The 26,039-nt window shown below is 52.1% G+C and carries 23 protein-coding genes and 1 riboswitch; of the genes, 21 read left to right on the forward strand and 2 right to left on the reverse strand.

The genetic code is table 11. The annotated features are described in order from the left end of the window. Position 1 precedes the first annotated feature (1 nt). The 16 genes from FPZ49_RS22620 to FPZ49_RS22695 all read left to right on the forward strand — a co-directional run bounded on the left by FPZ49_RS22620 (position 2) and on the right by FPZ49_RS22695 (position 18,890). Positions 2–721, forward strand: coding sequence for a response regulator transcription factor (locus FPZ49_RS22620; RefSeq protein ID WP_144851307.1), 720 nt, complete (start codon positions 2–4; stop codon positions 719–721). Positions 722–749: 28 nt separating this feature from the next. Next, positions 750–1,298, forward strand: a complete 549-nt coding sequence (locus FPZ49_RS22625) for a SiaB family protein kinase (protein ID WP_144851309.1) — start codon at positions 750–752, stop codon at positions 1,296–1,298. Positions 1,299–1,307: 9 nt separating this feature from the next. Further along, entirely contained in the window at positions 1,308–1,700 is a 393-nt protein-coding gene (locus tag FPZ49_RS22630; RefSeq protein WP_144851311.1) for a DUF1987 domain-containing protein, read from the forward strand. After that, the gene (locus FPZ49_RS22635) at positions 1,697–2,215 is read left to right on the forward strand and encodes a histidine kinase dimerization/phospho-acceptor domain-containing protein (protein WP_186446011.1); all 519 of its coding nucleotides are present in this window, start codon (positions 1,697–1,699) and stop codon (positions 2,213–2,215) included. The genes FPZ49_RS22630 and FPZ49_RS22635 overlap by 4 nt, the downstream gene beginning before the upstream one ends. Position 2,216: 1 nt before the next feature. Next, on the forward strand, positions 2,217–4,031 hold the full coding sequence (locus FPZ49_RS22640; RefSeq protein ID WP_144851315.1) for a SpoIIE family protein phosphatase: 1,815 nt from the start codon (positions 2,217–2,219) through the stop codon (positions 4,029–4,031). Between the two features lie 148 nt (positions 4,032–4,179). Beyond that, on the forward strand, positions 4,180–5,931 hold the full coding sequence (pelF, locus tag FPZ49_RS22645; protein ID WP_186446012.1) for a GT4 family glycosyltransferase PelF: 1,752 nt from the start codon (positions 4,180–4,182) through the stop codon (positions 5,929–5,931). Between the two features lie 27 nt (positions 5,932–5,958). Further along, positions 5,959–7,461, forward strand: a complete 1,503-nt coding sequence (locus FPZ49_RS22650) for a hypothetical protein (RefSeq protein WP_144851319.1) — start codon at positions 5,959–5,961, stop codon at positions 7,459–7,461. Positions 7,462–7,510: 49 nt separating this feature from the next. Then, the gene (locus tag FPZ49_RS22655) at positions 7,511–8,671 is read left to right on the forward strand and encodes a carboxylate--amine ligase (RefSeq protein WP_144851321.1); all 1,161 of its coding nucleotides are present in this window, start codon (positions 7,511–7,513) and stop codon (positions 8,669–8,671) included. Positions 8,672–8,695: 24 nt separating this feature from the next. Then, a complete protein-coding gene (locus FPZ49_RS22660; RefSeq protein WP_144851323.1) occupies positions 8,696–10,315 on the forward strand; it encodes a hypothetical protein in 1,620 nt (539 codons plus the stop codon). A gap of 20 nt (positions 10,316–10,335) precedes the next feature. Further along, positions 10,336–12,312 carry a hypothetical protein gene (locus FPZ49_RS22665; RefSeq protein WP_144851325.1) on the forward strand — a complete coding sequence of 659 codons (1,977 nt, stop codon included), beginning with the start codon at positions 10,336–10,338 and terminating at the stop codon, positions 12,310–12,312. Between the two features lie 24 nt (positions 12,313–12,336). Continuing rightward, on the forward strand, positions 12,337–13,179 hold the full coding sequence (locus FPZ49_RS22670; RefSeq protein WP_186446013.1) for an XrtA system polysaccharide deacetylase: 843 nt from the start codon (positions 12,337–12,339) through the stop codon (positions 13,177–13,179). Beyond that, the gene (locus FPZ49_RS22675; RefSeq protein WP_144851329.1) at positions 13,176–14,570 is read left to right on the forward strand and encodes a lipid II flippase MurJ; all 1,395 of its coding nucleotides are present in this window, start codon (positions 13,176–13,178) and stop codon (positions 14,568–14,570) included. The genes FPZ49_RS22670 and FPZ49_RS22675 overlap by 4 nt, the downstream gene beginning before the upstream one ends. Then, positions 14,533–15,273, forward strand: coding sequence for a glycosyltransferase family 2 protein (locus FPZ49_RS22680; RefSeq protein ID WP_144851331.1), 741 nt, complete (start codon positions 14,533–14,535; stop codon positions 15,271–15,273). The genes FPZ49_RS22675 and FPZ49_RS22680 overlap by 38 nt, the downstream gene beginning before the upstream one ends. After that, positions 15,270–15,635, forward strand: a complete 366-nt coding sequence (locus tag FPZ49_RS22685; protein WP_144851333.1) for a DUF2304 domain-containing protein — start codon at positions 15,270–15,272, stop codon at positions 15,633–15,635. Before FPZ49_RS22680 ends, FPZ49_RS22685 begins: the two co-directional genes overlap by 4 nt. 16 nt (positions 15,636–15,651) lie before the next feature. Next, positions 15,652–16,641, forward strand: coding sequence for a phosphatase PAP2 family protein (locus tag FPZ49_RS22690; RefSeq protein ID WP_222429951.1), 990 nt, complete (start codon positions 15,652–15,654; stop codon positions 16,639–16,641). A gap of 404 nt (positions 16,642–17,045) precedes the next feature. Then, on the forward strand, positions 17,046–18,890 hold the full coding sequence (locus FPZ49_RS22695; protein WP_186446014.1) for an HD-GYP domain-containing protein: 1,845 nt from the start codon (positions 17,046–17,048) through the stop codon (positions 18,888–18,890). A gap of 35 nt (positions 18,891–18,925) precedes the next feature. On the opposite strand, the gene FPZ49_RS22700 is transcribed toward FPZ49_RS22695, so the two are convergent. Then, on the reverse strand, positions 18,926–19,186 hold the full coding sequence (locus FPZ49_RS22700) for a hypothetical protein (protein ID WP_144851338.1): 261 nt from the start codon (positions 19,184–19,186) through the stop codon (positions 18,926–18,928). Positions 19,187–19,454: 268 nt separating this feature from the next. Between FPZ49_RS22700 and FPZ49_RS36950 the strand changes: the two genes are divergently transcribed. Together FPZ49_RS36950 and FPZ49_RS22705 are read left to right on the forward strand one after the other, a co-directional pair. Then, a complete protein-coding gene (locus FPZ49_RS36950; RefSeq protein WP_261381546.1) occupies positions 19,455–19,778 on the forward strand; it encodes a hypothetical protein in 324 nt (107 codons plus the stop codon). After that, complete coding sequence (locus FPZ49_RS22705) at positions 19,723–20,466, forward strand: HRDC domain-containing protein (protein WP_261381549.1); 744 nt, start codon at positions 19,723–19,725, stop codon at positions 20,464–20,466. Before FPZ49_RS36950 ends, FPZ49_RS22705 begins: the two co-directional genes overlap by 56 nt. A 114-nt stretch (positions 20,467–20,580) precedes the next feature. Here the strand turns inward: FPZ49_RS22705 and corA are convergent, their stop codons facing one another. After that, entirely contained in the window at positions 20,581–21,516 is a 936-nt protein-coding gene (gene corA, locus FPZ49_RS22710) for a magnesium/cobalt transporter CorA (protein WP_144851340.1), read from the reverse strand. Positions 21,517–22,029: 513 nt separating this feature from the next. Then, positions 22,030–22,177: riboswitch (SAM riboswitch) on the forward strand. Positions 22,178–22,296: 119 nt separating this feature from the next. Here corA and metA point away from each other — a divergent pair. The 3 genes from metA to mqnC all read left to right on the forward strand — a co-directional run bounded on the left by metA (position 22,297) and on the right by mqnC (position 25,685). Further along, a complete protein-coding gene (gene metA, locus FPZ49_RS22715; RefSeq protein ID WP_144851343.1) occupies positions 22,297–23,229 on the forward strand; it encodes a homoserine O-acetyltransferase MetA in 933 nt (310 codons plus the stop codon). After that, a complete protein-coding gene (locus FPZ49_RS22720) occupies positions 23,226–24,410 on the forward strand; it encodes an aminotransferase class I/II-fold pyridoxal phosphate-dependent enzyme (protein WP_144851345.1) in 1,185 nt (394 codons plus the stop codon). The genes metA and FPZ49_RS22720 overlap by 4 nt, the downstream gene beginning before the upstream one ends. 132 nt (positions 24,411–24,542) lie before the next feature. Further along, positions 24,543–25,685 (forward strand): cyclic dehypoxanthinyl futalosine synthase, encoded by a 1,143-nt coding sequence (mqnC, locus tag FPZ49_RS22725; protein WP_144851347.1) that lies wholly within the window; start codon positions 24,543–24,545, stop codon positions 25,683–25,685. The last annotated feature ends 354 nt before the right edge of the window (positions 25,686–26,039 follow it).

The raw sequence follows: 26,039 nt of genomic DNA on the forward strand, positions 1-26,039 counted from the left end.
CATGTCGGGCGATCGGATTTTGCTCGTCGAGGATGATAAAGAGATACGCGATTTAATACGACTCTATTTAACGTCAAGTGACTACCAAGTCATTACCGCAGAGAACGGCCTGGAGGGGCTGAAGCAGTTTGAGCTGCATAATCCCGATCTGGTGCTGCTCGATATCTTTTTGCCGGAAATGGACGGGTTTGAAGTATGCCAGCAAATTCGCAGCGTATCCAACGTACCGATCGTATTTATTAGCTGCCGGAAGGATTCCGACGACATTGTGCAAGGACTTGCGCTTGGGGGAGACGACTATATCACCAAGCCCTTTGATCCGGTGGTCGTGGTAGCGCGTGTACGGGCCAATCTGCGGCGGGCGCCGATCTTTCGGCGATCGCAGTATGAAGCGGGCGGTACAAAGCCGGAGCGGAGCGTGGTGAAATACGGCAGTCTGGAGATTGATTTTATCCATTATCAGGTCCGCCTGAACGGGTCCATCGTACTGATGTCGGCGAAGGAAATGCAGCTGCTGATGCATCTGGTGAGGTACCCGGATCAAGTGTTTACGGCCGAAGAAATTTATACCCGGGTATGGGGCGAGGACAGCAACTCGGATACGCGCACCGTACTTGTTCATATTAGCAGCATCCGCAAAAAAATCGAAAGCAACCCGGCGATCCCGCAATATATTCAGAATATTCGCGGCATCGGATATAAGTTCAACAGCAGCTATTAACGTCACGCTAATGAGAGAGGTGAGTCTAATGATTGATAATTCACTCCTGCAACTGCAGCATTTTATGCAAACCAATGGCTACCTGATCAGCTTCTCCGGCAAGCTGACCCAGTCCATCATCGAGGAATTGGGGGAAGCGGTCAAAAAGTACTTGGAAGCGGAAGAGCGGCGCCAAACCGACATTTTCAACATTTTCTCCATCTTTATCGAGCAAACGCAGAACATGAAAAACTATGGCTTGAGCAAAAAAGACACCGACAGCTACGAGGCGGTGGCGCAGTCCAGCATTGTAACGATTGGGCGCACCTCCACAGGCAACTACGTTTGCTCGGGCAACTTGATCGATCGGCAAGATATTCCGGCCTTGACTGGCATTTTAGAAGGCTTGGCGGGGCTGAATTCGGATGAGCTGAAACGGCTGTATAAGGAAAAGCGCAAGCTCGAGCTTCCGGAAGGCAGCCTGGGCGCGGGGTTGGGTCTGATCGAGATGGCCCGAAAAACGAAACGCCCGCTCGAATTCTCGTTCACACCGATCGACGAGCGGTTTTCCTTCTTCTCACTAAAAGCTGAAGTGTAGGTGATAGTTATGAATTCCATTCGCTTGGAAGGAACCAAGAGCACCCCGCAGGTCATCTTTGATGCTGAGCTGCGCGTTCTGGAGCTTAGCGGGCAGTCATACCCGGAAAATTCGTTTGCGTTCTACGATCCGCTGCTGCAATGGGCGGAGCAGTTTCTGGCGCAAGCCGGAAAACAAGAGATCGCAGTGAAGCTGGATTTGCGCTATATGAACACGAGCAGCTCGCGCTGCATTTTAATGCTGCTGGAGAAGCTGAACCAGGCGTACTTGAACGGTGCCGGCGTGGAGGTTCATTGGCACTGCTTTGCCGAGAATGAGAGCGAAGCGGAATGTGCCGAAGAGTTTCAAGAGGATTTGGAGATGCCATTCCACATTGTAATGAAAGAGGAATCGGATCTATGACGACGGGGGGACGCGACCGAAAGACCGGGTTTGAAGGTGAAATGCAGGTGCTGGAAGCGGCGCGTCAAGTGGCGGCGAGATCTGCCTATAAGGACAATGAGCTCCTCCCGCACTACGAGGAGCTGCTGTCCGAGTTCGAGCGACTGCTGCGCACGACGTCCAAAATTTATCGGATCAGCGACCTGCAAGGTGATCGGGTAAAAAAGCAGGAGGATGAGCTCAAGCGAGTGTACGACCAACTGAAGCAGATGGAGTCGTCGCGACGCGGGCTCGTCCGCGATATTTCTCATGAGCTGAACACGCCGATGACGTCGATTCAAGGCTATGTGAAGGCGATGCTGGACGGCGTCATTGTTCCCGATCGGGCATATCTGGCCACCATCTATCAGAAGCTGCTCTTGATTAACGGGCTGGTGGATACGCTATTTGAAATGTCCAAGCTGGAATCCGAGCTGCCGGCGGCAGATTCGAAGCCAGGGCTCACAGGTGCGGACAAACGGAAGGGACTGGAGTGAGATGAAGGATCGCAGTCTTGCAAAAGTGATGCTGCTGGCCAGCTGCCTGATTCTGCTCTCCATTCTGATTGCGGGTTCCGTCGTTTATGTGATTACGGAGAAGCAGGTCGTTAAGAAGCTGAAGACCAAAGATTTACTGTATATCGGGGAGTCGATTTCCTCTAAAATTGAAGGACGAATAGGAAGAGCCCGTGAGTCCTCCTTGCTGCTGGCGAAGGACCCGGAGCTGGTCGATTGGCTCAAAGGCGGCGAGAAGGACGCCCAAGCAGGCAATCATATGCTGACCAAATTAAAAGAGCTCGCGGGCGACTATGACTACAATAACTCGTTTATTGTCAGCGCTGTCAGCGGCAATTATTGGTCGGAGGCCGGCAAGGTCATTGACGTGGTCTCGAAAAGCGATCCGAGTGACGAATGGTTTTTCCGCACGCTGGCGTCCAAGAAGCCCGTTTCCGTTGTGCTAGATTATAATGATGCGCGCCAGGACACCTTCGTGTTCGTTAATGTGCTCATTGGAGACCCGGACAAGCCGCTCGGCGTGGCGGGGATCGGGCTTAGCTTGAAGGAGCTGGCCAGCGATTTCAAGACTTATAAATATTCGGAGAGCAGCAGGCTCTGGCTGACGGACGATGCCGGTAAAATCTACATGGCCGATAACTTGGACCAGTATGGGAAGCAGCTGCAGAGCTTTATTCCGCAGTCGGAAGCGGAGAAGCTGTTCGGCCAGCGGAAGACGCCGGCCGGCACGCCGGATACGCTCGAATATAAAGATGCGTCGGGGCGGCTGCTGGATCTGGTTGTCTATCCGGTGCCGTCGACCGATTGGCGACTGATCTTCAGCATCCCGCGAAGCGAGACGGCGTCGTTCCTGGACACGATCAAGCTGCATACGCTGCTGGCGGTCATCATTTGTATCTTAGCGATGATTTTCTTCTTTTTCTTCATCACCCGATATCTCGCCAATCCGTATCAGCGGGCGCTGGAGCTAAACAAGGAGCTGGAGCTTCGCGTACAGGAGCGCACCAAGGAGTTAGTTGAGCAGACGCAGAAGCTGACGGACAGCATCGAATATGCGAAGCGGATTCAGCAGGCGATCCTGCCTACACGCGAGAAGCTGAAGGAGCCGTTTGAAGACTTCTTCCTCTATTGGCGTCCTCGGGACGTCGTAGGCGGCGATTTTTATTGGACCAAGCAGGTGGACGATGGCTATTTGCTGGCCGTGGGCGATTGTACGGGGCACGGGGTGCCTGGCGCGCTGATGACGATGGTCGCTGTCTCCTCACTCAATCGGATTGTCGAGACGGGGATTGCGACGAATCCCGCCGAGATTTTAAAGGAGCTGAACAAGCTGGTCAAGAGTACGCTGCAGCAGGAGCACGGAACGTCCCTCAGTGACGACGGGCTGGACATCGGCTTGTGTCACATTACACGGGAACAGCTGAGCTATGCCGGAGCCAAAACCGCGCTGTACATTAAAAACGGGGAGGCCTGCCGGACGATCCGTGGTGACCGCAAAAGCATCGGCTCCCGCAAAATGCACGCCTCCTTCCAGTTCACAACGACGGTGGCGAGCCTGGCGCCGGACGATATTTGCTATATGACGACCGACGGCTTCCTGGAGCAGAACGGCGGGGCGAAAAACTTCGGCTTCGGCCGTCAGCGCTTTGAGCAGCTGATCGAGTCGGCGTACCCTAAGCCGCTTGCCGAGCAGGAGCTGGACTTTCATGATCGTCTGGAGCGGTATATGGGGACGGAATCGCAGAGGGATGACATTACGCTTCTAGCCTTTAAACCGAAGGGCCAGCTGCCGGTCTGAAAATATTTCGATATTTTGAAGAGAATGGGAACTTCTTTAATTTTCTTAATATAGACTTTATAAAACTTTATAGTGCTGACGACCTACGGAATGATAAAATATTTGTAGAATTATATCGCCTAATAAGGCTTAGAAGCAGGTGATGGCAATGCATTCCAAAATTAAAGTGCTGCTTTCGACAGAAGGCACATATCCGTTTCATCAGGGCGGGGTCAGCACTTGGTGCGATATTTTGGTGCAGGAGCTGAAGTCGGTCGATTACATGATTTACAGCGTGCTGATGAATCCGTTTGTGACCCAAAAGTTTCAGCTCCCGAGTCACGCCTCCCTGATCAAGATGCCGCTATGGGGAACGGAGGAGCCTTGCGAGCATCTTTCGGTTCCGTTTTCCGACATTTATTTGGCCAAACGAAGAACGCGCGAGAAAGAGGTCAAGCAGTACTTCATCCCGTTGTTTAAGCAATTGGTGGAAGAACTGCTCGCTGAAATCAAGTCGCCGCAAAAGTTCGGATCGATCCTGCTTCAGCTGTATCAATACTTTCAAACGTATGAGTATAAAGCCAGCTTCAAAACGGAAGCCACCTGGGAAACGTACAAGCAGATCGTGCTGACCGTCTGCAACCAGGCGCATTCCGGCATTGCCCGGCCCGATGTGTACAGTCTGATCCAGAGCATCGGTTGGATTTACCGTTTTATGAACATTATCAATACGCCAGTACCGAAGGTTCACGTCACCCACGCGGCCGCGGCCGCCTTCTGCGGTATCCCTTGCGTCCTATCCAAGCTGCTGAACAATACACCCTACATGCTGACCGAGCACGGGGTTTATTTGAGAGAGCAATACTTGTCGTTGTCCAAGCGCGCCTACACCCCGTTTCTGAGCACGTTCTTAATGCGGTTCATCCATTCTATCACCTCGCTGAATTATACCTTTGCCGATCAGGTATCGCCGGTGTGCCAATATAATACCCGCTGGGAGACCCGGTTTGGCGTTCGTCCGAAAAATATCCAGGTCATCTACAATGGTGTCGATCCTAACATCTTCATCGAAGCGCCTGCCGCTTCGCAGCCTGCTCCAACGGTGGTCATGGTTGCGCGGGTTGACCCGATCAAAGATATTATTACCTTTATGCGGGCTGCGGAAGTGGTACTAAAGCAGATTCCCGAAGCTAAGTTTATCGTGTACGGCTCGGTGAGCGTGCCAAGCTACTACGAGGAATGTCTGGAGCTCAAAAATCAGATGAATCTGGGTGATTCGTTCATCTTTGCCGGGCATACCCAGAACATGGCGGCGGCTTATCAGAGCGGCGATGTGATTGCACTCTCCAGCATCTCGGAAGCCTTCCCTTATTCCGTTGTGGAAGGGATGATGACGGGCAAGCCGGTGATTGCGACCGATGTTGGCGGCATTGCCGAAGCGCTGGGAGATACGGGCATTCTCGTTCCTCCTCGCGATCACGAACAGCTTGGGCAAGGCATCATCAAGCTCTTGAACGATCCGGAGCTGCGGTTCGAACTGGGCAAGGACGGCCGCGAGCGGGCGCTGAACTTTTTTACGCTGGAGCGGGTGCTGGATCTGCATCTGAAAAGCTATATTAAGATGGCGCTTCGGGTTCAAGAGAGTGCTCCTGCAGAGCTTCGTCCGGCGCCTGCCGCGATGCAGAAGCTGTATATGGACAAGGCATACTCCTTGCAAGCGCATGGGTTATATGAGGAGGCGATCCGCCAGTTCCGACTGGCCATTCAAGCGACGCCGTACTCGGTCCATGTTCCATTAATATTTACTGAAATTGCTGCGATTTATAATAAATTAGGACAGTATGACATGGTTCTGCAAGAGATGGATAAATGTCAAGCCTATATCGAGATGATGGAGTTGAAGAAGCCGGATACCGCGTAGCAGTCAAATAAGAAGGGGGATACAGTGATGAGAGTAAAGAAACGCGCATTATGGGGATACGCTCCGGCCTCGCTTCAGGGGCTTGTGAACACCATGCAGTCGACCTATACGGATCGTAAGGGACGGATGGCTGCGGAGCTTGCCCAGGTGCGGAAACAAAATGAGAAGCTGCGTGAGGAGGCCATGCTGCTGCACCAACTCGTCTCTGGCGGAGAGACGACGGAGCCGGCGTTACTGCTTAGCCAAGCGGCGGATTTGGAGCGCAGCTATTCTTCGGCGAGTGGACGGAAGCTGAGCGACGAATGGAAGCTGCGCCTGTGCAGCCGGCTGTTCGGACTTCACAAAGGCAAGGTGCACGAGTTTTTGCGCAAAATGGAGCATCTGCACGAGGACGAGCTGGCGCTGCTTGCCGCGAGGGTAGAGGCGTACCGCAAGGAGCAGGAGCTCATCATGGGCATCAAAATGGAGCTGCTGCGGAAGCAAGAGGTGTCGCGGAGCGAGCAGCTAGGCGTTCTGCAGCCGGAGCCGGAACCAGTCAACGAGCCGCAGATCGTTCATGAGACGGAGCCAGTCAGCGAACTGGAGATCGATAGCGTGCCGGAGCTAGTTGAAGTTAGCATGTCCGAGCCTGTAAGTGAACAGCTTGCGATGGAGCAGCCGGTGGCAGAGGCTCATGGTCTCGCGCTCACCCAGTGGATGGAGGAGCGTGACCGCGAGGCCGACGTGCGTCGGACCGAGTACGAGCGGCATATCGCCATGCTCGAGGAGCAGGCGGAGCGGACCAGTAAAATGCTGGAAGAGCTAGAGCGGCAGCTCGAGGAAAAGACTGCGCAAGCAGCTGAGAAGGACAAGGACAAAGAAATCGAGAAGCCTGCAGAGCTTGAGGCGTCGGAAGAGCAAGCGAAGCTCGCTAAGGTCGTCATGCTGAAGCCTAAACCGGTGCTGGTCGAGGTACAGCCTATACAGGCTGTCACCGCTGATGGGTTGATGCTTCAGGAAGAAGACCGGGAGCCGGTGCTGCCGAACGTGGTCGCATCAACCGTTGCAGGAGCTGAGCAGCTGGAAGCGCGTCCGAGCGGATCTGCCTTCTGGGGGAACGTGGATGGCTATATGAGAAGCTCGTCTACTGCGGCTGAGGCCAGAGTAAGCCCCGCAGCAAGACCGGTCCGGCTGCTGGCGGAGGAGAAGCCGCAGGATAGCCGAGTGGCCGTGCAGAGCGAGCTGGAAGCGGGGCAGCGCGAGGCTGCAGCAAGTGCAGCGGCCAGCGAGGGTGCAAGCACGCCAAGCCCGACCATGCCGCCTCAAGCGCAATCTCAGGAAAGCGCTGCGTTAACCAGTGAGATTCAAGCGATCCGGCACCGGTATATTGTCGGTAAACGGGCGGGCGACACGCTGTATGACGCCGGCGGGCGACTCATTATTTCCCAAGGCGGCGTCATTACGGCGGATGTCGTGGATGCGGCCGACCGCGCAGGAAAGCTCGCGGATCTGATCGTCGGAATGACAATATCGGGGCTGGGGGACAAGTAGTCCGATAGCTGCGAGCATCGGAGCGATGATGAAAGCAGGGTGAAAAGCAGTGTCACTTTTAGTAACGGACGGCATGCTGCGCATGGCTTTAGCGGCAGCGAGGTCGGTTGGTCGACACGGGATCTACGTCGGAGTGGGAGAGAAAACGGGGTTTACTTCTTCTGCGTTTTCAAAATATTGCAAGGACCGATGGGTGTATCCGAGTCCCTCAGCGGAACCTGATTGTTATTACGAACAGCTGGTGAAACGAATCGAGGAGAAAAACTACCGTGTTCTGTTCCCAATGGACGACATCACCATGGGCATCGCCATTGAGCGGCGTGAGGACTTGGGGCGGTTCATCCATCTGCCGATTCCGCCCACGGAGAGCTACCGGATCGCCCGTGATAAAGGGCTGTCGGCCAGCCTAGCGCTGGAAGCGGGTGTGGACGCGCCGAAAACCGAGTTTCCTCAAAGTTTGGAAGATGTGCCGACCCTTGCGAAGAAGCTGAAGTACCCTTTGGTGATCAAGCCGCGGATGAGCTCTGGCTCTAGAGGGATCCGGATCGTTCAGGATGAATCGGAGCTAATAGCTGTATATAGCGAGATTCATCAGACGTATGCTTTGCCTGTTCTGCAGGAGTATATACCGCTGGGCAAACGGTATGGCGTCGGGTTACTGTACGACAGCGTCGGAAAGCTGCGTGCAGCTTATGCGCAAGAAGAGGTTCGTCATTTTCCTTACCCAATCGGACCTAGTTCAGCTGTTGAAAGCATCTGGATGCCGGATTTGGTGGAGCGGGCGGTCACCGTCATGAGCAAGCTGCCTTGGTATGGAGTAGCAGAAATCGAATTTATGACGGATCCGAGGGATGGGATTCCTAAATTTATGGAGATCAACCCGCGGTTCTGGAATTCACTTCAGCTGGCGATTCAATCCGGCGCCGACTTTCCTTGGCTGCTTTACCAAACGGCAACAGGTCAGAAAATCGACGATGTTTTCGAATACAAAGTGGGGGAAAAATGCCGCAACCTGCTTCCAGGCGAATTGCTGCATTTTGCCACCAATTCGAATCGCTGGTCCATGGATCCGCCGCTATGGGCGGGACCATCGACAATCAAAGATGACATCGTTTCTTGGTCGGATCCGATGCCAACGCTAGGCTTCACGTTATCATGCGCCAGACATATTTTCGATCGTCAGCTATGGCACAAATTAATAAGACGATAACGTGTGAAACGGGGGAGAAACATCATGAGCAACGTCATCTTATTGCGTCCCTCGGACACGACGCTCCGTGATTCAAAGGAATTTGAAGAGCTTCTGGATGAAATCATCAGCCGGCGCTTGCAGCCTGAAGATCAGTATGAGATTGTCGCGCTGCTCGAATCGATGGGGTGGAACGACGCGCGGGCGTACGAAGTGTTCGGTGTGGAAGATACCTTCGCCCTAGGGGAGGAGCTATGGCAGGCCCTCCAGCAGAAGATGCTCATCCAGCCGATTCCTGAAGAAGAAAAGCAAAGAGGACTCGCGCTTGCCTACGAAATGCTCAAAAGCTTCCTACGCGGACTAATCTTTGCCTTGCCGATGGCTATCTCAGTACTATCCATGCTGGTGCTCAAATTTTCGCTCTGGTCATACGAATATTTGTCCGTTGAGCTGGCCACGTGTATTGCGATCGGTACGATCCTGAGTTTTGTGGTCGTCGGTGGCTTTACTCAAGCGATTGCGAGGCGAGGCTTTTATTTTATTTATCAGGGCTATTTCAAAATGGCGAGGAAAAACACCTTCTTCTTCATTCGTGTGGGATATCTGCTTTGTTTTGCGGTATCCGCCGCCATTTACGGCTTCAATTTCATTTTTAACATTTTTTCTCAGGAAATGTTTTTTATCATCGTGCTGTATTTCTTCTTCCTGAATTCCATTTGGCTGTCCGTGACGGTCATGTATATTTTGCGTAAGGAAATCACGTTTACCGGTCTTATCTTGTTTGGGATCCTGCTGGTTTACATCATGTTTATCCGACTGCATATGGACATTATTTGGTCGCAGCTGATTGCCATTGCTGTCGTATCGATTAACGGTATTGCCCTCGTGTTCTACTTTTTCCTCAGTGCAGAGAAGAAGGAGGAAAAAGGAATTGCGCCCAAAATGCCGCGTTTATCCATCACGTTCTATTCCATCATGCCTTATTTCCGTTACGGATTTTTATACTTTACGTTTTTGTTCGTCGATCGAGTGATGGCTTGGTCTATGAACGATCCGATCTACATGCCATATCTGATCTGGTTTCGCGGAGATTACGAGCTGGGATTGGACTTCGCGCTGCTGGTGCTGATGCTTCCGCTCGGGGTAGCCGAGGTTATCGTGCATCGGTTGATGCTGGATATTGAGTCGGGACAGAAGCAGTACTTTGCCTTTGAGGCGCAGCGGATGAATGATTACTTCCTGGCCCGCTATTTCAAAATGCTGTCGATCATTGTCGCCGTATCGATTGTCAGTGCGCTGCTCATCTATGGCGCTCTACTCTACTTTAATGAAAAATATCTCCATTATGCCGGCAAATATCTAGTGGCGGATCACATCACCTATTTCGTATTTTATGTCTCACTCTTGGCTTATGTCATCTTGGCGGTCGGACTGATGAATGCGGTGATCCTGTTTTCGCTGTCTCAGCCGGAGCAAGTGAACCGGGCGATACTTCCGGCCTTGCTGACGAACGTGATCGTCGGATTTTTAATGACCCGTTGGTTCCACTACAGCTACGCGGTGTTCGGATTGCTCGCCGGTTCGATCGTATTTCTCATTCTGTCCATTCGATCGATGAAGCATGTGCTACGAAGGCTGGACTATTACTTGTACGCCGGCTCATGAAATCGGAGGGGGGCATGACGATGTACGCATCAGGAGCCAACCAGCTTTATCATCTTATGCATTATGCATTTGCTTTCTGGCTGCTCTACAGCTTCTTTCCGCGACATATGTTTGCAGATCATTCGGAAGATGCGGCCGAACGTTTTTTTGCCCGCTATATGTGGGCCATCTTCTTGTATATTATTGTCGGTTACGTCCTGGTCGCAACCAAGCTTTTTGAAGTGCTGGCTATTATCCCGCTTGTTCTGGTTTTCATTTATCGCAGATTTTTGCGGCGCGGTGCGAGGGAGGACCGGGAAGAGGCGGCGGCGGGCATGGCGGTAATCTTTTACAATACGATCGAGATCGGATTCCGGGTTCGTCAGTTCATCGATTTTTACCGGTACCGACTGGTGGGATTATGGAAGCCCAGAGCGTGGGTGGGATCATTTCGGCGCTCTGGTGTAATGGCTTCGCTTGTGCTAGTCGTGGTGCTCTGCTTGTCGGCTTACATCCGGTTCTATGAAGCGATGACGAATCCTGCGCCATCGATGTCGGATGCTTACGTCGTGCTGGCATGGATGAAGTACAACGAACTTCGCATGATTTTTCCAACCGGCATTTATCCGCAAGGCAATCACCTGCTGCTCGCCTACCTGCACAAATTTTCCTCTATCGACGCCGTCTACGTGCTGAACTACAACGGGCCGATGAATGCGATGATGACCATCGTGGGCATGTATTTTGCGGTGTCGCGCTTTAGCGGCAATTGTGTGGCGGGCATCGTATCGGCAGCGCTGTTCGGATTGTTCGGGTATATGCTACTTGGCGGTGAATGGGAGCGGCAGATCGCAGCTAATTCGCAGGAGTTTGCCGGGCTGTTCATTTTTCCGGTGATTTATTTTTATTATAAATATTTGCGTGACGGTAAAAAGGAAGATCTATGGGTCGCCACGGTCGGATGCACAATAACCGGGCTCGTTCATACGCTTATTTTTGCCTATATCGGATTTGGAATGTGCACTTTTATTGGGGTTTCTATGCTGTTTAATTTCAAAGCGCACCGCCGCCGAATTTATTTTGTCGTTTTATTCGGTATTGCCGCGATCGTCATATCCAGTTCTCCAATCGTCATCGCCCGTTGGTTCGGCATTGAATACTATGGTTCGTCTAGCGATTACCTGGTATCTCAAGTAAGGGCAGCGGTTCCTGAGTTAAAGGTGAAGGATTATTTGGCACTGGCCGGGATGGGAATGACGCTGATCGTCGGGCTGCTCTCGCGCAAGGGACGCTCGGGCGAAACACCGGATCTTTATATTGCGGCTCTTGGCATCGCCTCCTTTCTGCTTTACTACTTTGGGGCGAGCTTGACGAATAGCGAGGTACTCCTCACCAGAAGGGATAATTTGTGGGTATTTTCTCTGATCTTAAGTCTCGGCTACGCATGGGCCGTCATTTGGCGCTTTCTGGAGCGGGTCCCGCTGAAGGGAAAGCTTGAGCTTGCGCTATGCGCTACGCTAATTGGGATGGGCCTTTACCATGGAGCCTTAAAGCCTATTAGCTCTTACAACATGGAATGGCCGTCCGGAGTGGAGCAATATCTGAAAATCTCTAGCAGCTATCCGCCCAAAACGTGGCTGATTGTTTCACAGGATGAAGGCTATGACCTTGTATTCGATAAAGGCTATCACATGCACTTAGGAGATTTTTTGGACCTTTATAATCCTACGGAGCCACCACTGATTCGGAAAGGGGAAGCCTTGCCGGATAAATCCATTGCCAAAGAAGTATTCGTATATCATGAAAAACGGGTGTTTCGGGGACTGAAGGATGAAAAAATGCAGATCATATACCAGCAAAGAGAGATCGATAATCAAAGGTTCGAGCAGTGGATCGCTTTGTTTAAACAAGTGCACGGCGATGCCGATGTATATTACGAGGATGACAATCTAGCCATCTATCATTTTCAGCTTCCCGATCCCGATAGGGATAAAAATACGAGAATCTGGGGCGGCTAGGAGGAGATCGCACTGCATAACGCATTGACGGTAGACGTAGAGGATTGGTATCAAACGAGCGATTTTAAAATCGATCCCTCTGAATGGCACACCTACGAGGATCGCGTCGTCAATAATACAATGAACTTGCTAGAGCTATTTGACCGCTATCAAGTCAAGGGAACATTCTTCACACTAGGCTGTGTAGCCGAGAAGCATCCTGGACTTATCCGGGAGATTGTCAAAGAAGGGCACGAGATCGCCTCTCATGGGGGGTGGCACCGGCTCGTCACCGGCATGACCCGAGATCAGTTCCGGGAGGACGTTCGAAGCTCGAAACGGCTTCTGGAGGACATCAGCGGTCAGCAGGTCGTCTTCTTCCGGGCGCCTTCCTGGTCGATTGCTCCGGAGTGCTACGATGTGCTTCGCATTTTGGAAGAGGAAGGCTATCTTTGCGATTCGAGTCTCCAGCCGTTCCAAACGCCTTTGTCGGGTGTCACCGGCGCGCCGCATACCCCATTTTATCCGGTGCTTGGCGGCAAGAAGCTCGAATTGCTTGAATTTCCCTCCTGCGTGCTGAAAACCAGCGGAATTACGGTACCGTTCTCCGGAGGGCTCTATTTGCGAACGCTGCCGTATGCGATGATTCGCTGGGCGCTGAACAAAGTCAACACCACAAGGCCAGGTATGATTTATGTGCATCCATGGGAGATCGATACGACGCAGCCCCGCATCAAGTCTTCACTGTTCGCACGTCTGACGCATTATCATAACCTCGGTTCAACAATGCCGAAGCTGGAGAAGCTGCTGCAGGAATTTTCGTTCAAGCCACTGAGCGAAATTATTGAGGAAAAGAGCTACGCTGGGGTAGCTTTGACCACCGCATGAAGCAAGTAAGCATTTGGAAAGGAACGTTCGTCATTGCTGCTATCCATATGCTGCTTGCCGGTGTGGCTTTCTTGAAGGACGTAATGCTGGCCTCGTTCTTCGGGACATCGCCTCAGGCCGATGCGCTGTCGATCGCACTCTTCATTCCCGACACGCTGGGCAATAATCTGGTCGGTACGGCCATCGGTGTAGCCTGTGTACCAACCTTCGCCGCATTGTACGCGCAAGGGAGCCTTCAGCGGTTTGCAATGACCGCCAGGCAGTTGGCGGTTCAGCTACTGGTATTGATGGCGGTAGCCTGGGTCATCCTCTTCGCGTTTGGCGATCATCTTGTGGGCTGGCTTGGGGGTGGCGGCATGCAATGGCTATGCTATCGGCTGGTTCTGATCCTGCTGCCGACCTTGGTTCTGTTTCCGCTCTCTGCGATCGTGAATGGCCTACTGCAGGCGGCGGAAGCCTTTCAAGCCCCCGCGTTTTCTACGGTCGTCTATAATGCGGTATTTCTAGCAGGGCTTGTTTTAAGCAGCGTCCTGGGACTTTCTAGAACACAAGGGGCCTATGTGGGGGCCGTCAGCATCGCGCTGGGGATGGTCACAATGACCGGTTATGTTCTGTTTCGTCTTTGTCGACATCCGGGACTCCAAGGCCTTTGGCGTCGGAGGGAACAGCGTCCATCTCTTCTACACATAGATGCCGATCTAGGCACGGTTTACCGGGTGTTCGGACCTTACTTGCTGGTGCTGCTATTTTCCCAATCGGTCTTAATCGCAGAACGTTACATCGCATCCTCTCTTGGGGAGGGAACGGTGGCAGGCCTGACGTACGCTTTTCGGCTGGCTCAATTTCCGATCTGGGTGTTTGTCGCCGCCATTAATATGATTTTGCTGCCCAGAATGGCCAAGGCCGGTGCTGCCGGAGATTTCGCAGGACAGCAGAGGGAGTTTTTCAAAGCGATCGGGGTGACCCTCGCCATCACCGTTCCTACCGCAATCGTCTTTTTCACCGCCCGGGTACCGATCATTACACTGCTTTTCGTTCGCGGATCGTTCGATGCGGCTTCCCTGCATATTACGGCTGATATCTTCGCCGGACTGGCGGTCGGAATTGTCGGTCAATCGCTGGCGTCTGTCGGTTTAAGGTATTACATCGCCAGCAGTAGAATGAAGGTGCCGGCATGCGTATATTTCACTACCGCCGTTCTTAATATCGGACTGGATACTTGGTGGGTTAAGCTATGGGGTCCGGCGGGGCTGGGCTGGGGCTCTGCCAGTGCCTCGGCCTTGAACGCATCGGTCATTCTCCTGTTTATCATGCGGGAAATTAAAGAAAACAAGCAAAGTCAGGGTGGTGCAGATGAAACGTTTTCTCGTCGTCATACCGTCGTACAATGAAGAACTGAATCTTCCGGGCGTTCTGAGGGAGCTGCTGGGTTTACGACTGGAAACCGATGTCCTCGTCGTCAATGACGGCTCGAAGGATCGGACGGCGGCTGTCGCATCCGAGTTTCCGGTCCATGTTGTGAGTCACCCCTGCAATCTGGGCTATGGCGCAGCACTTCAAACGGGGTTTAAATACGCTGTCAAGCAAGGCTACGACTATGTGCTCACGCTGGACGCCGACGGCCAGCATAATGCTCTCGATCTGATCATGATTATAAAAGAGATCGAACGCGGAGAGGCGGACATCGTAATCGGGTCCCGCTATATCGAGGCGCTGGGGTATACTTCCGGGCCGGTGAAACGGCTTGCGGTGGTGTTTTTCCGAGGGCTGATTCGACTGTTTACGAAAGCCAAAATTTCCGATCCAACCTCCGGACAGCGCGGCTTCAAACGCCATGTATTCCAGTACTATGCGGGCAGCGGTAGGTTTCCGCAGGATTTTCCCGATGTGGACGTGCTGATACACATGCTGCTGCGAAAGTATCGGATTAAAGAAATATCAGCCACCATGCGCGAGCGCAAGCAAGGAGTCAGTATGCACTCCGGCTTAAAGCCTATTTTTTACATGATTAAAATGATGCTCTGCATCGTCCTGGTGCTCATTCGCAGCAAGAGAGAGAGCTATAAAGAAGCCAAAGCGGGAGTGAAAGCATGAATAGTACGCTCAAATTGTTCATTTTGTGCTGCGGCATCGGATTTTCATGCGGGGTCATGTATTTGCTACTGAAGAAAAAAATTAATGAGCGGCATTCGATCATTTGGCTTGGCGGCGTCACGTCGATCCTGGTCATTACCGCCTTCCCCGAATGGTTCGATAAGCTGGCGGTATCGGTCGGCGTCAGTTATCCTCCGGCATTGCTGTTTTTGCTCTCGATTCTGGTGCTGGCCTTAGTGGTGCTGTATCAGTCAATGCAAATCTCCATACTGAATGAGAAGTTGAAGGAGTTAGTTCAATATATGGCGCTGGAACAGCCGGGCTTAAAATCAGATGAAAAGTGCGATGCACGGGCGGATTAAAAAGGAGAGGGGATTCTTGCATCGAGCTTGGAGACGAGTTTTAAACATTGCATTGTTTCTCGAGATTCATGAAATCATTAGCCTTTTAACATTATTGACATTGACATTTCTATATTCGATTCATTTGAATTTGGGAACTTTTGTAGAAACAACAAGAGAGATCACCGTCACTGCAGGGTTGATAACACGTACAGTTTTTCTCATTATGCTACTCATGCTAGGAATGATTGTAGCGTTTCCGAAGTGGCGTTTCATCGGCTATGCTCAATTGGTGTTTCGAATAATGACATCGTTTTTAATAATGCTGCTCTCTTACGAAATCGTGATGCGGTACATTCAGCTAATGGGGCATACAATGTACGACCATCTATTGCAAAAATGGGATTCGTTCCTGTTTTTTGGAAAGCAGCCAGCTGAATGGATGGACAAGTTGAATACACTACCCATGACAAGTCTTCTCAGTGGAGCGTATCTTGCTTGGTTTCCCTTTTGTTATGGAACGATCTTCTTGTTATTGATTAAAAGCAGACGAGCTGCGCTTGAATATGCGACAGTAGCTTTAACTAGCTTTTATATAGGCAATATCGGATATGTGCTCGTACCTGCGGTTGGGCCGCTATTTACACATGAATTCTCGACCGTGGTGGGTGGTCTAACGGCCAAAATGCTCGATCCAGGATTTTATAAACCGGTTGCGAATTGCTTCCCCAGTCTCCATACTTGTATTTCCGTTGTCATGCTCGTTCAGGTATGGAAGTATTTCAGAAAGATGATCTGGGTATATACTCCGGTAACGGCACTCATTGTTTTTTCTACCGTCTATCTTCGAATACACTATGCAGTCGATGTTTTTGTAGGTGTCGTGCTCGCCATATTAACGACAATATGCATTCCGGTCATTATGACTTTATGGGAACGATTGCGCGAACAAAAGGCTAGGTCACAATTCACAATGATTCCAATTGAAATTAACGACAACAGCATTGGACGGCAAAGGGAGGCCTAAGGGGACAAAGAGTACAGCACGGTACGTGGAGGCAAATCCAATAGAAGGCCACCTCGGAAAAAACAGCGAGCTTGAAAAAAATCAGGTCGATCAATATCGTCAGCGCTAGCTGCTTGCCACCAGCTGCTCCACGTAATTCTTCCAACTGAAAAACTAAGCTGGAAACGGGAGCTTGAGCTAAGTGCATCGGTATTGAAAAACGATATCATATGATCGAGATTTGTCATTATTGTGCCTTGTGCATCGCCCCCCATCTGGAATAAATGCAATATTTCAAGGTTTGTCGAACAATGATCGGCAAGGGCGCTTCCATATGATAAGATGTACTAGGCATGCGGATGCAGTGCTTTTCGAGTTGCCTTCGAGTCGAATTAAATCAACCATGTCATGGGAGGGGGGACATTGTGACGATTTACGGAATCAAAATTGATGACGTTTACTTATACTACGCTGGGATGGCCACGATCATTTTGTCCCTTGTGCTGGTTGTCTTGTATTTATTGCAGCGACGCCGAGTGAAGCGAAACGACATCAGGCTGGAGCTGGCGAGTCGTATGCTTCAGCATATTCAGCCCTCCGCAGGGCTCGAGAATAACCTGAACTATATTCTCGAAATGGTGGGCGGTTTTGTATCCGCGCCTTCGTATACGTTTTATTTACGCAATGAGAAGCAGCAGCAGCTGGTACTGAAGGCTACCCGATACCGGGAAGGGCAGGCCGGGGTAGCTGGAGGTTCCGGACGAGGCGGTGCTAAGAAAGAAAAGGAAGTGTACCACCCGCCGCTTCAGCTGCCGATCGAAGCCATTGGCAGTCGGACCGAATTGATCAAGGAAGGCGAGGTTCCGCTTCTTTCGATTCCCATCATGGGCGGCTCCGGACTCGTTCGCGTCGGACCGGTTACTCAGCTGAAGTCCAGCCAGCGCTGGGCATTGGAGTATATTTCGCAGCTGTCGTCCCAGTTTCTATCGATCTTGATCGATTCGGATCGGCTGCAGCGTAAGGCGGAAGTCATTGTGACCTCCGGCGAAGCGCTCCGCAAAATCAGCTCCATTGCACTGGATTGTGGAGAAACGATGAGCAAGGTACTGGGGATGGCGGCGGTTGCTTTGGAGCTGAAAGCCGGGTTTATTGCCCTGCCGGATGGCGGGCGGCTGCAAACGGCGGCTAGTCTTGGTGTGAGCCGGGAAGCGCTGCGAAGCAAGGAATGGCCTGAAGCGCTGCTTCAGTGGCTTGGGGGCCGGAAAGCAACGGTCATCGGTTCCGATGAGGTGCGTCCTGACTGGTTGCCTTCCAGCTTGAGCGGCCAAAATGGAGAAGGGCTCGTCATTAGCCAATTTGACGTGTTCGGCGAGGGCGGGCTGCTTGTCTTCGTGCCTTCCTCCGGGTCAAATGAGCGGTCGTCGCTTTCACAATTGTCCGCATCGGCCGTTTCGATTGCGGCGAATTTGTCGGAATTGATCCGCATCCAAATGCAGACGAGACAGCTGTCCGATTCCAGTGCTGAGCTGCTGAAATCGCTCTCTCGATCGATTGATAATTTAAACCCGTACACGACCGGTTATTCGGAGCTGATGAGCCGTTACTCGATCATTATTGCGATTGAGATGGGCTTGCCGGCCGACCAAATTACCGACATTGGACTCGCGGCCTATCTGAGCAACATTGGGATGCTGGGCTTAAGCGAGGAGCTGTACTTGAAGGAAGGACAGTATTCCGAGCAGGAATTTGAGAAAATGAAGCTTCACGCCGAGGTTGGCGCGGATATTGTGGAGATCACGCTGGGCAATAAGGCGGTTGCGGATTATATTCGCCATCACCACGAACGGATGGACGGCAACGGGTATCCGGCAGGGCTGAAGGATCAACAGATCCCGGTAGGAGCGAGAATTATTGCGGTGACGCAGACGTTCTTAGCTAAAATTCAAGGGCGCAAGTACCGGGAGCCGCTGGCCTTCAACAAGGCGCTCGCGCTTCTAAAGGCAGCAGCCGGATCACAGCTCGATCCGGCTGCCGTAGAAGCGCTGAGCTCTTGGTTCAAGCGTAAGCAGACCAACCCGGCGCTTGCTGGCCGATCTCTTGGCTCTTGCTGGGAGATGTGCTGTGTGCCGAAGGAAATTTGTGCCGGCTGTCCGGCGTTTGGTAAAGAAGATGTGAATTGCTGGGAAGTTCCCGGCAACCATTGTCAATCGCACGGCAAGTCCTGTGCGTCTTGTCCGGTCCGTTCGGAAGCAGCTACCCGCTTAGCCTAGCGTAGGCTCAACGGGTCTAGCGATAGTGCGGGCAACTATTGAAGCTCGTCTTCGTGCATGTCTTCGTTCGTCGAATCCTCTCCGGGATAATCCCGCGAAATTCCGGCGTGCAGCTCTTGATTTTCGTAAGCGTAAGCGCTGACGGCCTGCTGGTCTTCGAGCCACGGAGTGCTTTTGCCCAGAGCTTCATGGTTAAAGCTGCTGCCATAAGGGCCCTCAGGGAACTCTTGGGCGAGAATTTCGTTACGCTGGGATTGGACAGTGGCTAGCTCGTTGTTCTTTGGTTTTCTAAACATGGTTTGGGCTCCTTCCTGGCTCGATTTTCCGCTGGGTTTCGCGGAAGCCTGGTGCGTTAACCACATTGTGTCCTACCCTTAGCTGCTTTATCCAAGCGCTTGCGCAAAAGGAACAAATCTGCTATTATGGAAATAATTTCAAACGACAGAGGAAGCACCTCTTTTGCTGCATGGCGGGCCATGTGGGAGAAGGGGTGCTTTTTTTGCATTGTCGGCTTGAAACCACCGGACTGATAGAGGTCTAATACACGATTGGGAGGGAGCAGCTTTGAACTTACTATTTTTGAGCAGCTTGGAGAAGACCACGGAGGAGGGGCACATAACAAACGCACAAGTATCGATCAGTGAGCAGCAAGGCGTGTGGTATGCGATTTGGAGCGAGCTGAACGAGGAGGGCGAGCCGACGCAGGAAACCTGGTATGAGGGCCTGCACTGGCAGGAGCTGCTGGCGGTGTTCCGTGAGCAGGTGTTCGCGAAGCAATGCGAGGGCTTTAAGCCGCTGGTGGACATGGGAGTCAGGGAGCTCGCCATTGTCGATGTGCGCAATCTTCCTCCAGAAGATGCACTATTACAGCGAGCTGCATGCCGATGAGGCGCTGTACGAGGCGCTCCGGCAGTGGCGCTTCAAGCAGGCCAGCACGGAGAGCAAGGCCGCGTTCATCGTCGCCACGAACCGGTTGCTGCGCATGATCAGCAACTTCCGGCCACAGACGGAGGAGGAGCTGCTGCAGCTGCCGGGCTTCGGGGGGACCAAGGCCGCTGCCTATGGCGCGGAGATTCTGGCGCTGACGGCTGCGTACGAGCGGCACACCTCGTTTCCGCTCTCCTGGGTGGAGCAGGAGGTGCCGGAAGCAGACTTCCAGGCCTGGCTGCTGAAGGAGCAGGAGCGCAAGCGCAAGGCGGAGATGGACAAGCTGGACATTAAGCGGAGGCTGCTGGAGGTCATCTCCCGCGGCGAGCGGATCGATGAGCTGCAGGAGCAGACGAAGATGGATCGACGCAGTCTGCTGATGTGGATGGAGGAGCTGGACCGCGACGGGTACGATCTGGAGCCCTACATCGAACAGATGCTGGAGCAGGTGCCGGAGACCGAGCGGGAGCAGGCGTGGCAGGCGTTCGAGCAGCAGGGCGACTGCTACCTCAAGCCGATTCTGCAGGCGGTCTACAAGCAGCAGGAGTTCTCGTCGAAGGATGCCGAGCGGGTCTACGAATGGCTGCGACTGCTGCGGATGAAATTCCGCCGCTTGAACAGCAGCGTCAAGCCCGGCGAAGCGAGCTAGCGCGGAGCAGGCAATACCTGCGTTGGGGACCGCTTCCGTTCCTTACGCCGCCTTAAAAAACAGAAAACCCAGAGACACGAGCCAAGCGCGTCTCTGGGTTCATTTTTTTCATACCTACAGCCAATCCTTCTTACGAAACAGGATAAACATGGATACACCGACAACTACCATGGACAAGAGGGCCACAACCCCGCCATAATGCCAATGCATTCCGGGTACATATTCAAAGTTCATTCCGTATACGCCGGTAATGAATGTCAAGGGCATGAAGATTGTCGTCAGCGCTGTAAACACGCGCATGATTTCGTTCGCGCGGTTGGCTAGGCTGGACTGGTATGCTTCTCGCAAGTTCCCCATCAAATCGCGGAACGTGTCGAACGTCTCGGCAATTTTCACCGCATTCTCGTAAATGTCGCCGAAGTACTTTTTGAGCGGCTCACTGATCAGCTTGAGCTCCTTCTTGTTGAGGGTTGCGATCACTTCACGCTGCGGCACCAGCACCTTCTTCAGCCAGAGGATCTCACTGCGAAGACTGATGATTTCATTCAGATGCGACTTCTTCGTATGCATGAGAATGTCTTCTTCCAGCTTCTCGATCTTGGCTTCGATCCGGTCGCCGACGTTCGTATAGTTATCAACGATCAGGTCCATCAAGTGGTACAGGAACTGATCCGGCATCGTAACTTCCTCTTCCCAAAGCACGGGCTTCAGGGTACGGATCTCGTTGATTTTGGTCCGGGTGACGGTAATAATGTAATGCTTCCCTAGAAAAATGTTCAACGCCCGAAGAAAAATTTCCTCATCGTCAAACCGGATGCTGTTCACTACAATAAAATAATGCGTATCGTATAGCTCGATCTTCGGGCGCTGCTCTTCCTCGGTCAGAACATCCTCGATCGCGAGCTCATGAAGATGAAATAAGGGCTGTAAAATTTCCAAATCCTCGACATCGGCATCGATCCAATAAAATCCATGCTGAGGCGGTTCGATGGTTAACGTGATGTCCTCCACAAGCGTAAAAATGCCGTCCTGAACCAAGCGTGCCTTCATAGGTTCCACCCCTTTGTGTTAATCGAGTGGAACTAGAGTCGGCTGCCATTATCCGGTTCGGGCGGACACCGAAAGGCTACATCAATGTTCAAGCTGGCGAATCCCGATGGGTGCGCGCATGAACCGGACAAGGGCAGACGGCCGAGTTCCAATCGACCTATTCGGTTGTTGTTGAACGCAGATGCTACCCCTCGGGTCTCCGTCCATTCGAATGCTGCACCCCTTTATCACACGATTTTGCGCGGCTGCCAGATGAACCGCTAGGCTCAAGTCCAACGGGGACTTGACCCAGTACTAATCTAGTATAACCCCTCAAAATCCACCTTTCAAGCGATTATTGAGAAGAAAAACAGCGATTTTGTATTGTTTTCGTGTCCTTGTCATACGATATGGTGATAAACGGGTTTTGGTGCCTGCTGCAGCGATAAATTCCCGAAAAGGTCCATCTTGACGGTGGGAAGGTTTTCGATTACAGTAGTATTACCAACACAACCAAATAGATTCGGTTTTACACTCTTATCAAGAGCAGGTCGAGGGACTAGCCCGATGACACCCGGCAACCGACAATCCTTTGCGAGCATCCAAGATGCGACGAACAAGTGAAGGAATGCACGGTGCTAATTCTTGCGGAGGCTGTTTTACAGCTTCTGAGAGATGAGAGAGGACGATGTGATTATACACAGGCCTTTCTCGTGCGCGCGAAGAAAGGCTTTTTTTGTTGCCTTCCGCGGTGAAAGAGTGCGAGAACAACGAATCCCACATTGAAAAGGAGTGAATCCGATGCCAATCAAAGTACCTGATCACCTGCCGGCAAAAGAAGTGTTAATCCATGAGAATATTTTCGTGATGGACGAAAGCGTAGCCTTTCATCAAGATATCCGTCCGCTGCGAATTGCGATCTTGAACCTCATGCCCACCAAGGAAACGACTGAAACTCAATTGCTGCGGCTCATCGGGAACACACCGCTTCAGGTGGAATTCATTTTACTGCACCCAAAAACCCACACCTCCAAAAATACGTCGCCTGAGCACCTGGAGCAATTTTATAAAACGTTCGAAGATGTGAAGCAGGAGTATGAGTATTTGGACGGGATGATCATAACCGGCGCGCCGGTGGAGCAGTATGATTTTGAAGATGTGTATTATTGGGAAGAGCTGCAGCAAATTATGGAGTGGAGCAAAACGCACGTCACTTCGACATTTCATATTTGTTGGGCGGCGCAGGCGGGCCTGTACCATCACTTCGGCGTGCCGAAGTACGGCTTAGAAGAGAAAATGTTCGGCGTATTCCCGCACACCGTGACCACACCGAATGTGAAGCTGCTGCGCGGCTTTGATGAGCTGTTCGTTGCGCCTCAATCCCGTCATACCGAAGTGCGCCGCGAAGATATCGAGAAGCATCCGGAGCTGGAGATTTTGTCCGAGTCAGAGGATGCGGGCGTATACATCGTGGCTACTAAAGACGGAAAGCAGATTTTCGTAACGGGCCACTCGGAATATGACGCTTCTTCTCTGAAATATGAATACGATCGGGATATCAACAAAGGCATGGAGATCGACGTTCCGAAAAACTACTATCCGAATAATGATCCTTCGAGACAACCACTCAACACTTGGAGAGCACATGCGAACTTGCTGTTCTCGAACTGGTTGAATTACTATGTATACCAAGAGACGCCTTTCGATCTGCACAAGGAGGAATATGTAAGATGAGCAGCAGCAATCAGGACAACAGGTTGAAAATCGAAAGCCGACTCGCACAGATCGGCTCGCAGGAGGAGCCGGTCACAGGCGCGGTCAGCTTCCCGGTGTACCAAGCGACGGCGTTCCGTCATCCGAAGCTCGGCCAGAGCACGGGCTTCGACTATGCACGCACAAAGAGCCCTACGCGCAAAGTGCTGGAGGATGCGATTGCAGAGCTCGAGTCCGGCGACGCCGGGTTTGCCTGCAGCTCCGGGATGGCCGCGCTGCAAACGGTGTTTGCGATGTTCAGCCAGGGCGATCATCTGATCGTCTCGCTCGACCTATACGGAGGCACGTACCGCCTGCTGGAGAAAATCATGTCGCGCTTTGGCGTCACTTCGACGTATGTAGATACCAATGATTTCGATGCCCTTGAAGCGAATGTGAAGCCGAACACGAAGGGTATTATTATTGAAACACCAACCAATCCGCTGATGATGATTACGGATCTGGAGCTGGTCTGCAGCTGGGCGAAGAAAAAGGGCATCGTGTCCATTGTGGACAACACGCTGCTGACCCCATTCTTCCAACGTCCGATTGAGCTGGGTGCCGATATCGTCGTGCACAGCGCGACCAAATACTTGGGTGGGCACAATGACGTGCTGGCCGGGCTGATCGTCACGAAGGGCAAGGAACTGTCCGAGCAAATGGCGTTCCTGCACAACTCGATCGGCGCCGTGCTGAGCCCGCAGGATAGCTGGCTGCTGATGCGCGGTATGAAGACGCTCGCAATCCGTATGGAGCGCCACCAGTACAACGCTACGAAAATGACCGAGTTCCTGCAGGGGCATCCGCAAGTGGAGTCCGTCTACTATCCGGCGCTGCCAACCCATCCGGGGCATGAGATTCAGAACAAGCAATCGTCCGGCAATACGGGGATTTTCTCGTTCAAATTGAAAGACGCCCGTTACATTGAGCCGATTTTGCGTCACATTAAGCTGATCGCCTTCGCCGAAAGCCTTGGCGGTGTCGAATCGCTGATGACCTACCCTGCGGTGCAAACCCATGCAGATATCCCACTGGAAATCCGTACGAAGGTTGGCGTGGACGACAAGCTGCTTCGCTACTCCGTTGGTATCGAGCATATTGACGATTTGATTGCCGATCTGTCGAACGCGATTGAGCTGGCCCGCCAAGAAATCGAGGGCTAGGTTGGATTGTAATTTAACAAAAGCTTGACAATTGGCCGCCGCGACGGGTACTCCCCGGAATTGGCGGTCTTTTTCTATGGCGATGCCGCCCGAAATTATGATACGATAGGAAATGAAGGAGTTGAGGCCGTGATGAGTTCCATCGACCGTATTTTAGACCAAGCCTTGGCTGGTCAACGTATCAGCTTAGAGGATTGCATAGCGCTTTATGATTCGAACGAAATTGAGAAAATGGGGCATGCAGCCAATCAGATCATGCTGCGGCACCATCCTGATCCGATTACGACGTTCGTTATCGGACGGAACGTAAACTATACGAATATTTGTGACGTGTACTGCCGGTTTTGCGCGTTTTACCGTGCTCCAGGGTCGCCGGAGGGCTACGTGCTGCCGGACGAGGTCATTTTTCAAAAAATCCAGGAAACGATCAATGTAGGCGGTACGGAAATTTTGATGCAGGGCGGCGTGAATCCGAACCTGCCGTTTACGTACTACACGAACCTGCTTCGCGAAATCAAGAAGCGGTTCCCGGCGATTACGATGCATTCCTTCTCTCCGGCGGAGATCATGAAGATGAAGGAAGTGTCGGGCGGGTTGACGCTGGAAGAGGTCATCCAAGCGATTCATGAAGCGGGTCTGGATTCGCTGCCGGGCGGCGGCGGGGAGATTCTGGACGATCGGACGCGGCGCAAGATCAGCCGTCTGAAGGGCTCCTGGCGCGATTGGATGGACGTTATGCAGACGGCGCACAAGGTCGGCATGAACACCACCGCGACCATGGTCATTGGTTTCGGCGAATCGCATGAAGAACGCGCGCTGCATCTGCTGCGGGTTCGGGAAGCGCAGGATGAGTGTATTGCGAATGGCTACAATTCCGAAGGCTTTCTGGCGTTCATCTCGTGGACGTTCCAACCGGATAACACGAACCTGAAGGCGGACAAGCTTGGACCGGAAGACTATTTGAAGAATGTCGCGATCAGCCGCATTATGCTCGATAACATCAAGAACTTCCAGTCGTCCTGGGTGACGATGGGTCCGGAAGTGGGCAAGCAGTCGCTTCACTTCGGCTGCAACGACTTCGGGTCGACGATGATCGAGGAGAACGTGGTTTCCGCGGCGGGCACGACGCACAAAGTCAACATCGCCTCGACGCTCCAGATCATCCGCGAAGCGGGCAAGATTCCGGCACAGCGTAACACACGCTACGAGATTTTGCGCAAGTTCGACGATGAGTCGGTGACGTCGGTGGACAATGATTTTATAATGCAGAATTAGGAAACTACAACGCTTATCTAATGCTTAATCCTTGAAGGGATTGGTATTGATAAGCGTTTTTTGTTGTTGTTACGATTTCTTTTGATCATCCAGTGGTTCATTTAATAAAAATGCCAGTTTGGGCTATTCTCTCAGAAAAACAGGCTTATTTTTATTGACAAATTCATCAAAATGATACAATATGTATCTTGTAAATGTCCCTTCGTTTAACCATCAGTTGTCAGAATTCCGCCACTTCTAAAGTGGTGGGATGAATGGCAACGGTCTTAGGTAACTTGACTAATACAGCCGAAATCTATACGATTAGATTCATTCAGTCGTATTTAGAGAAAGGTTGTATTATCAATGGATCTT

The organism is Paenibacillus cremeus, from assembly GCF_007786445.1.
Classification (GTDB): Bacteria; Bacillota; Bacilli; order Paenibacillales; family NBRC-103111; genus Paenibacillus_G; species Paenibacillus_G cremeus.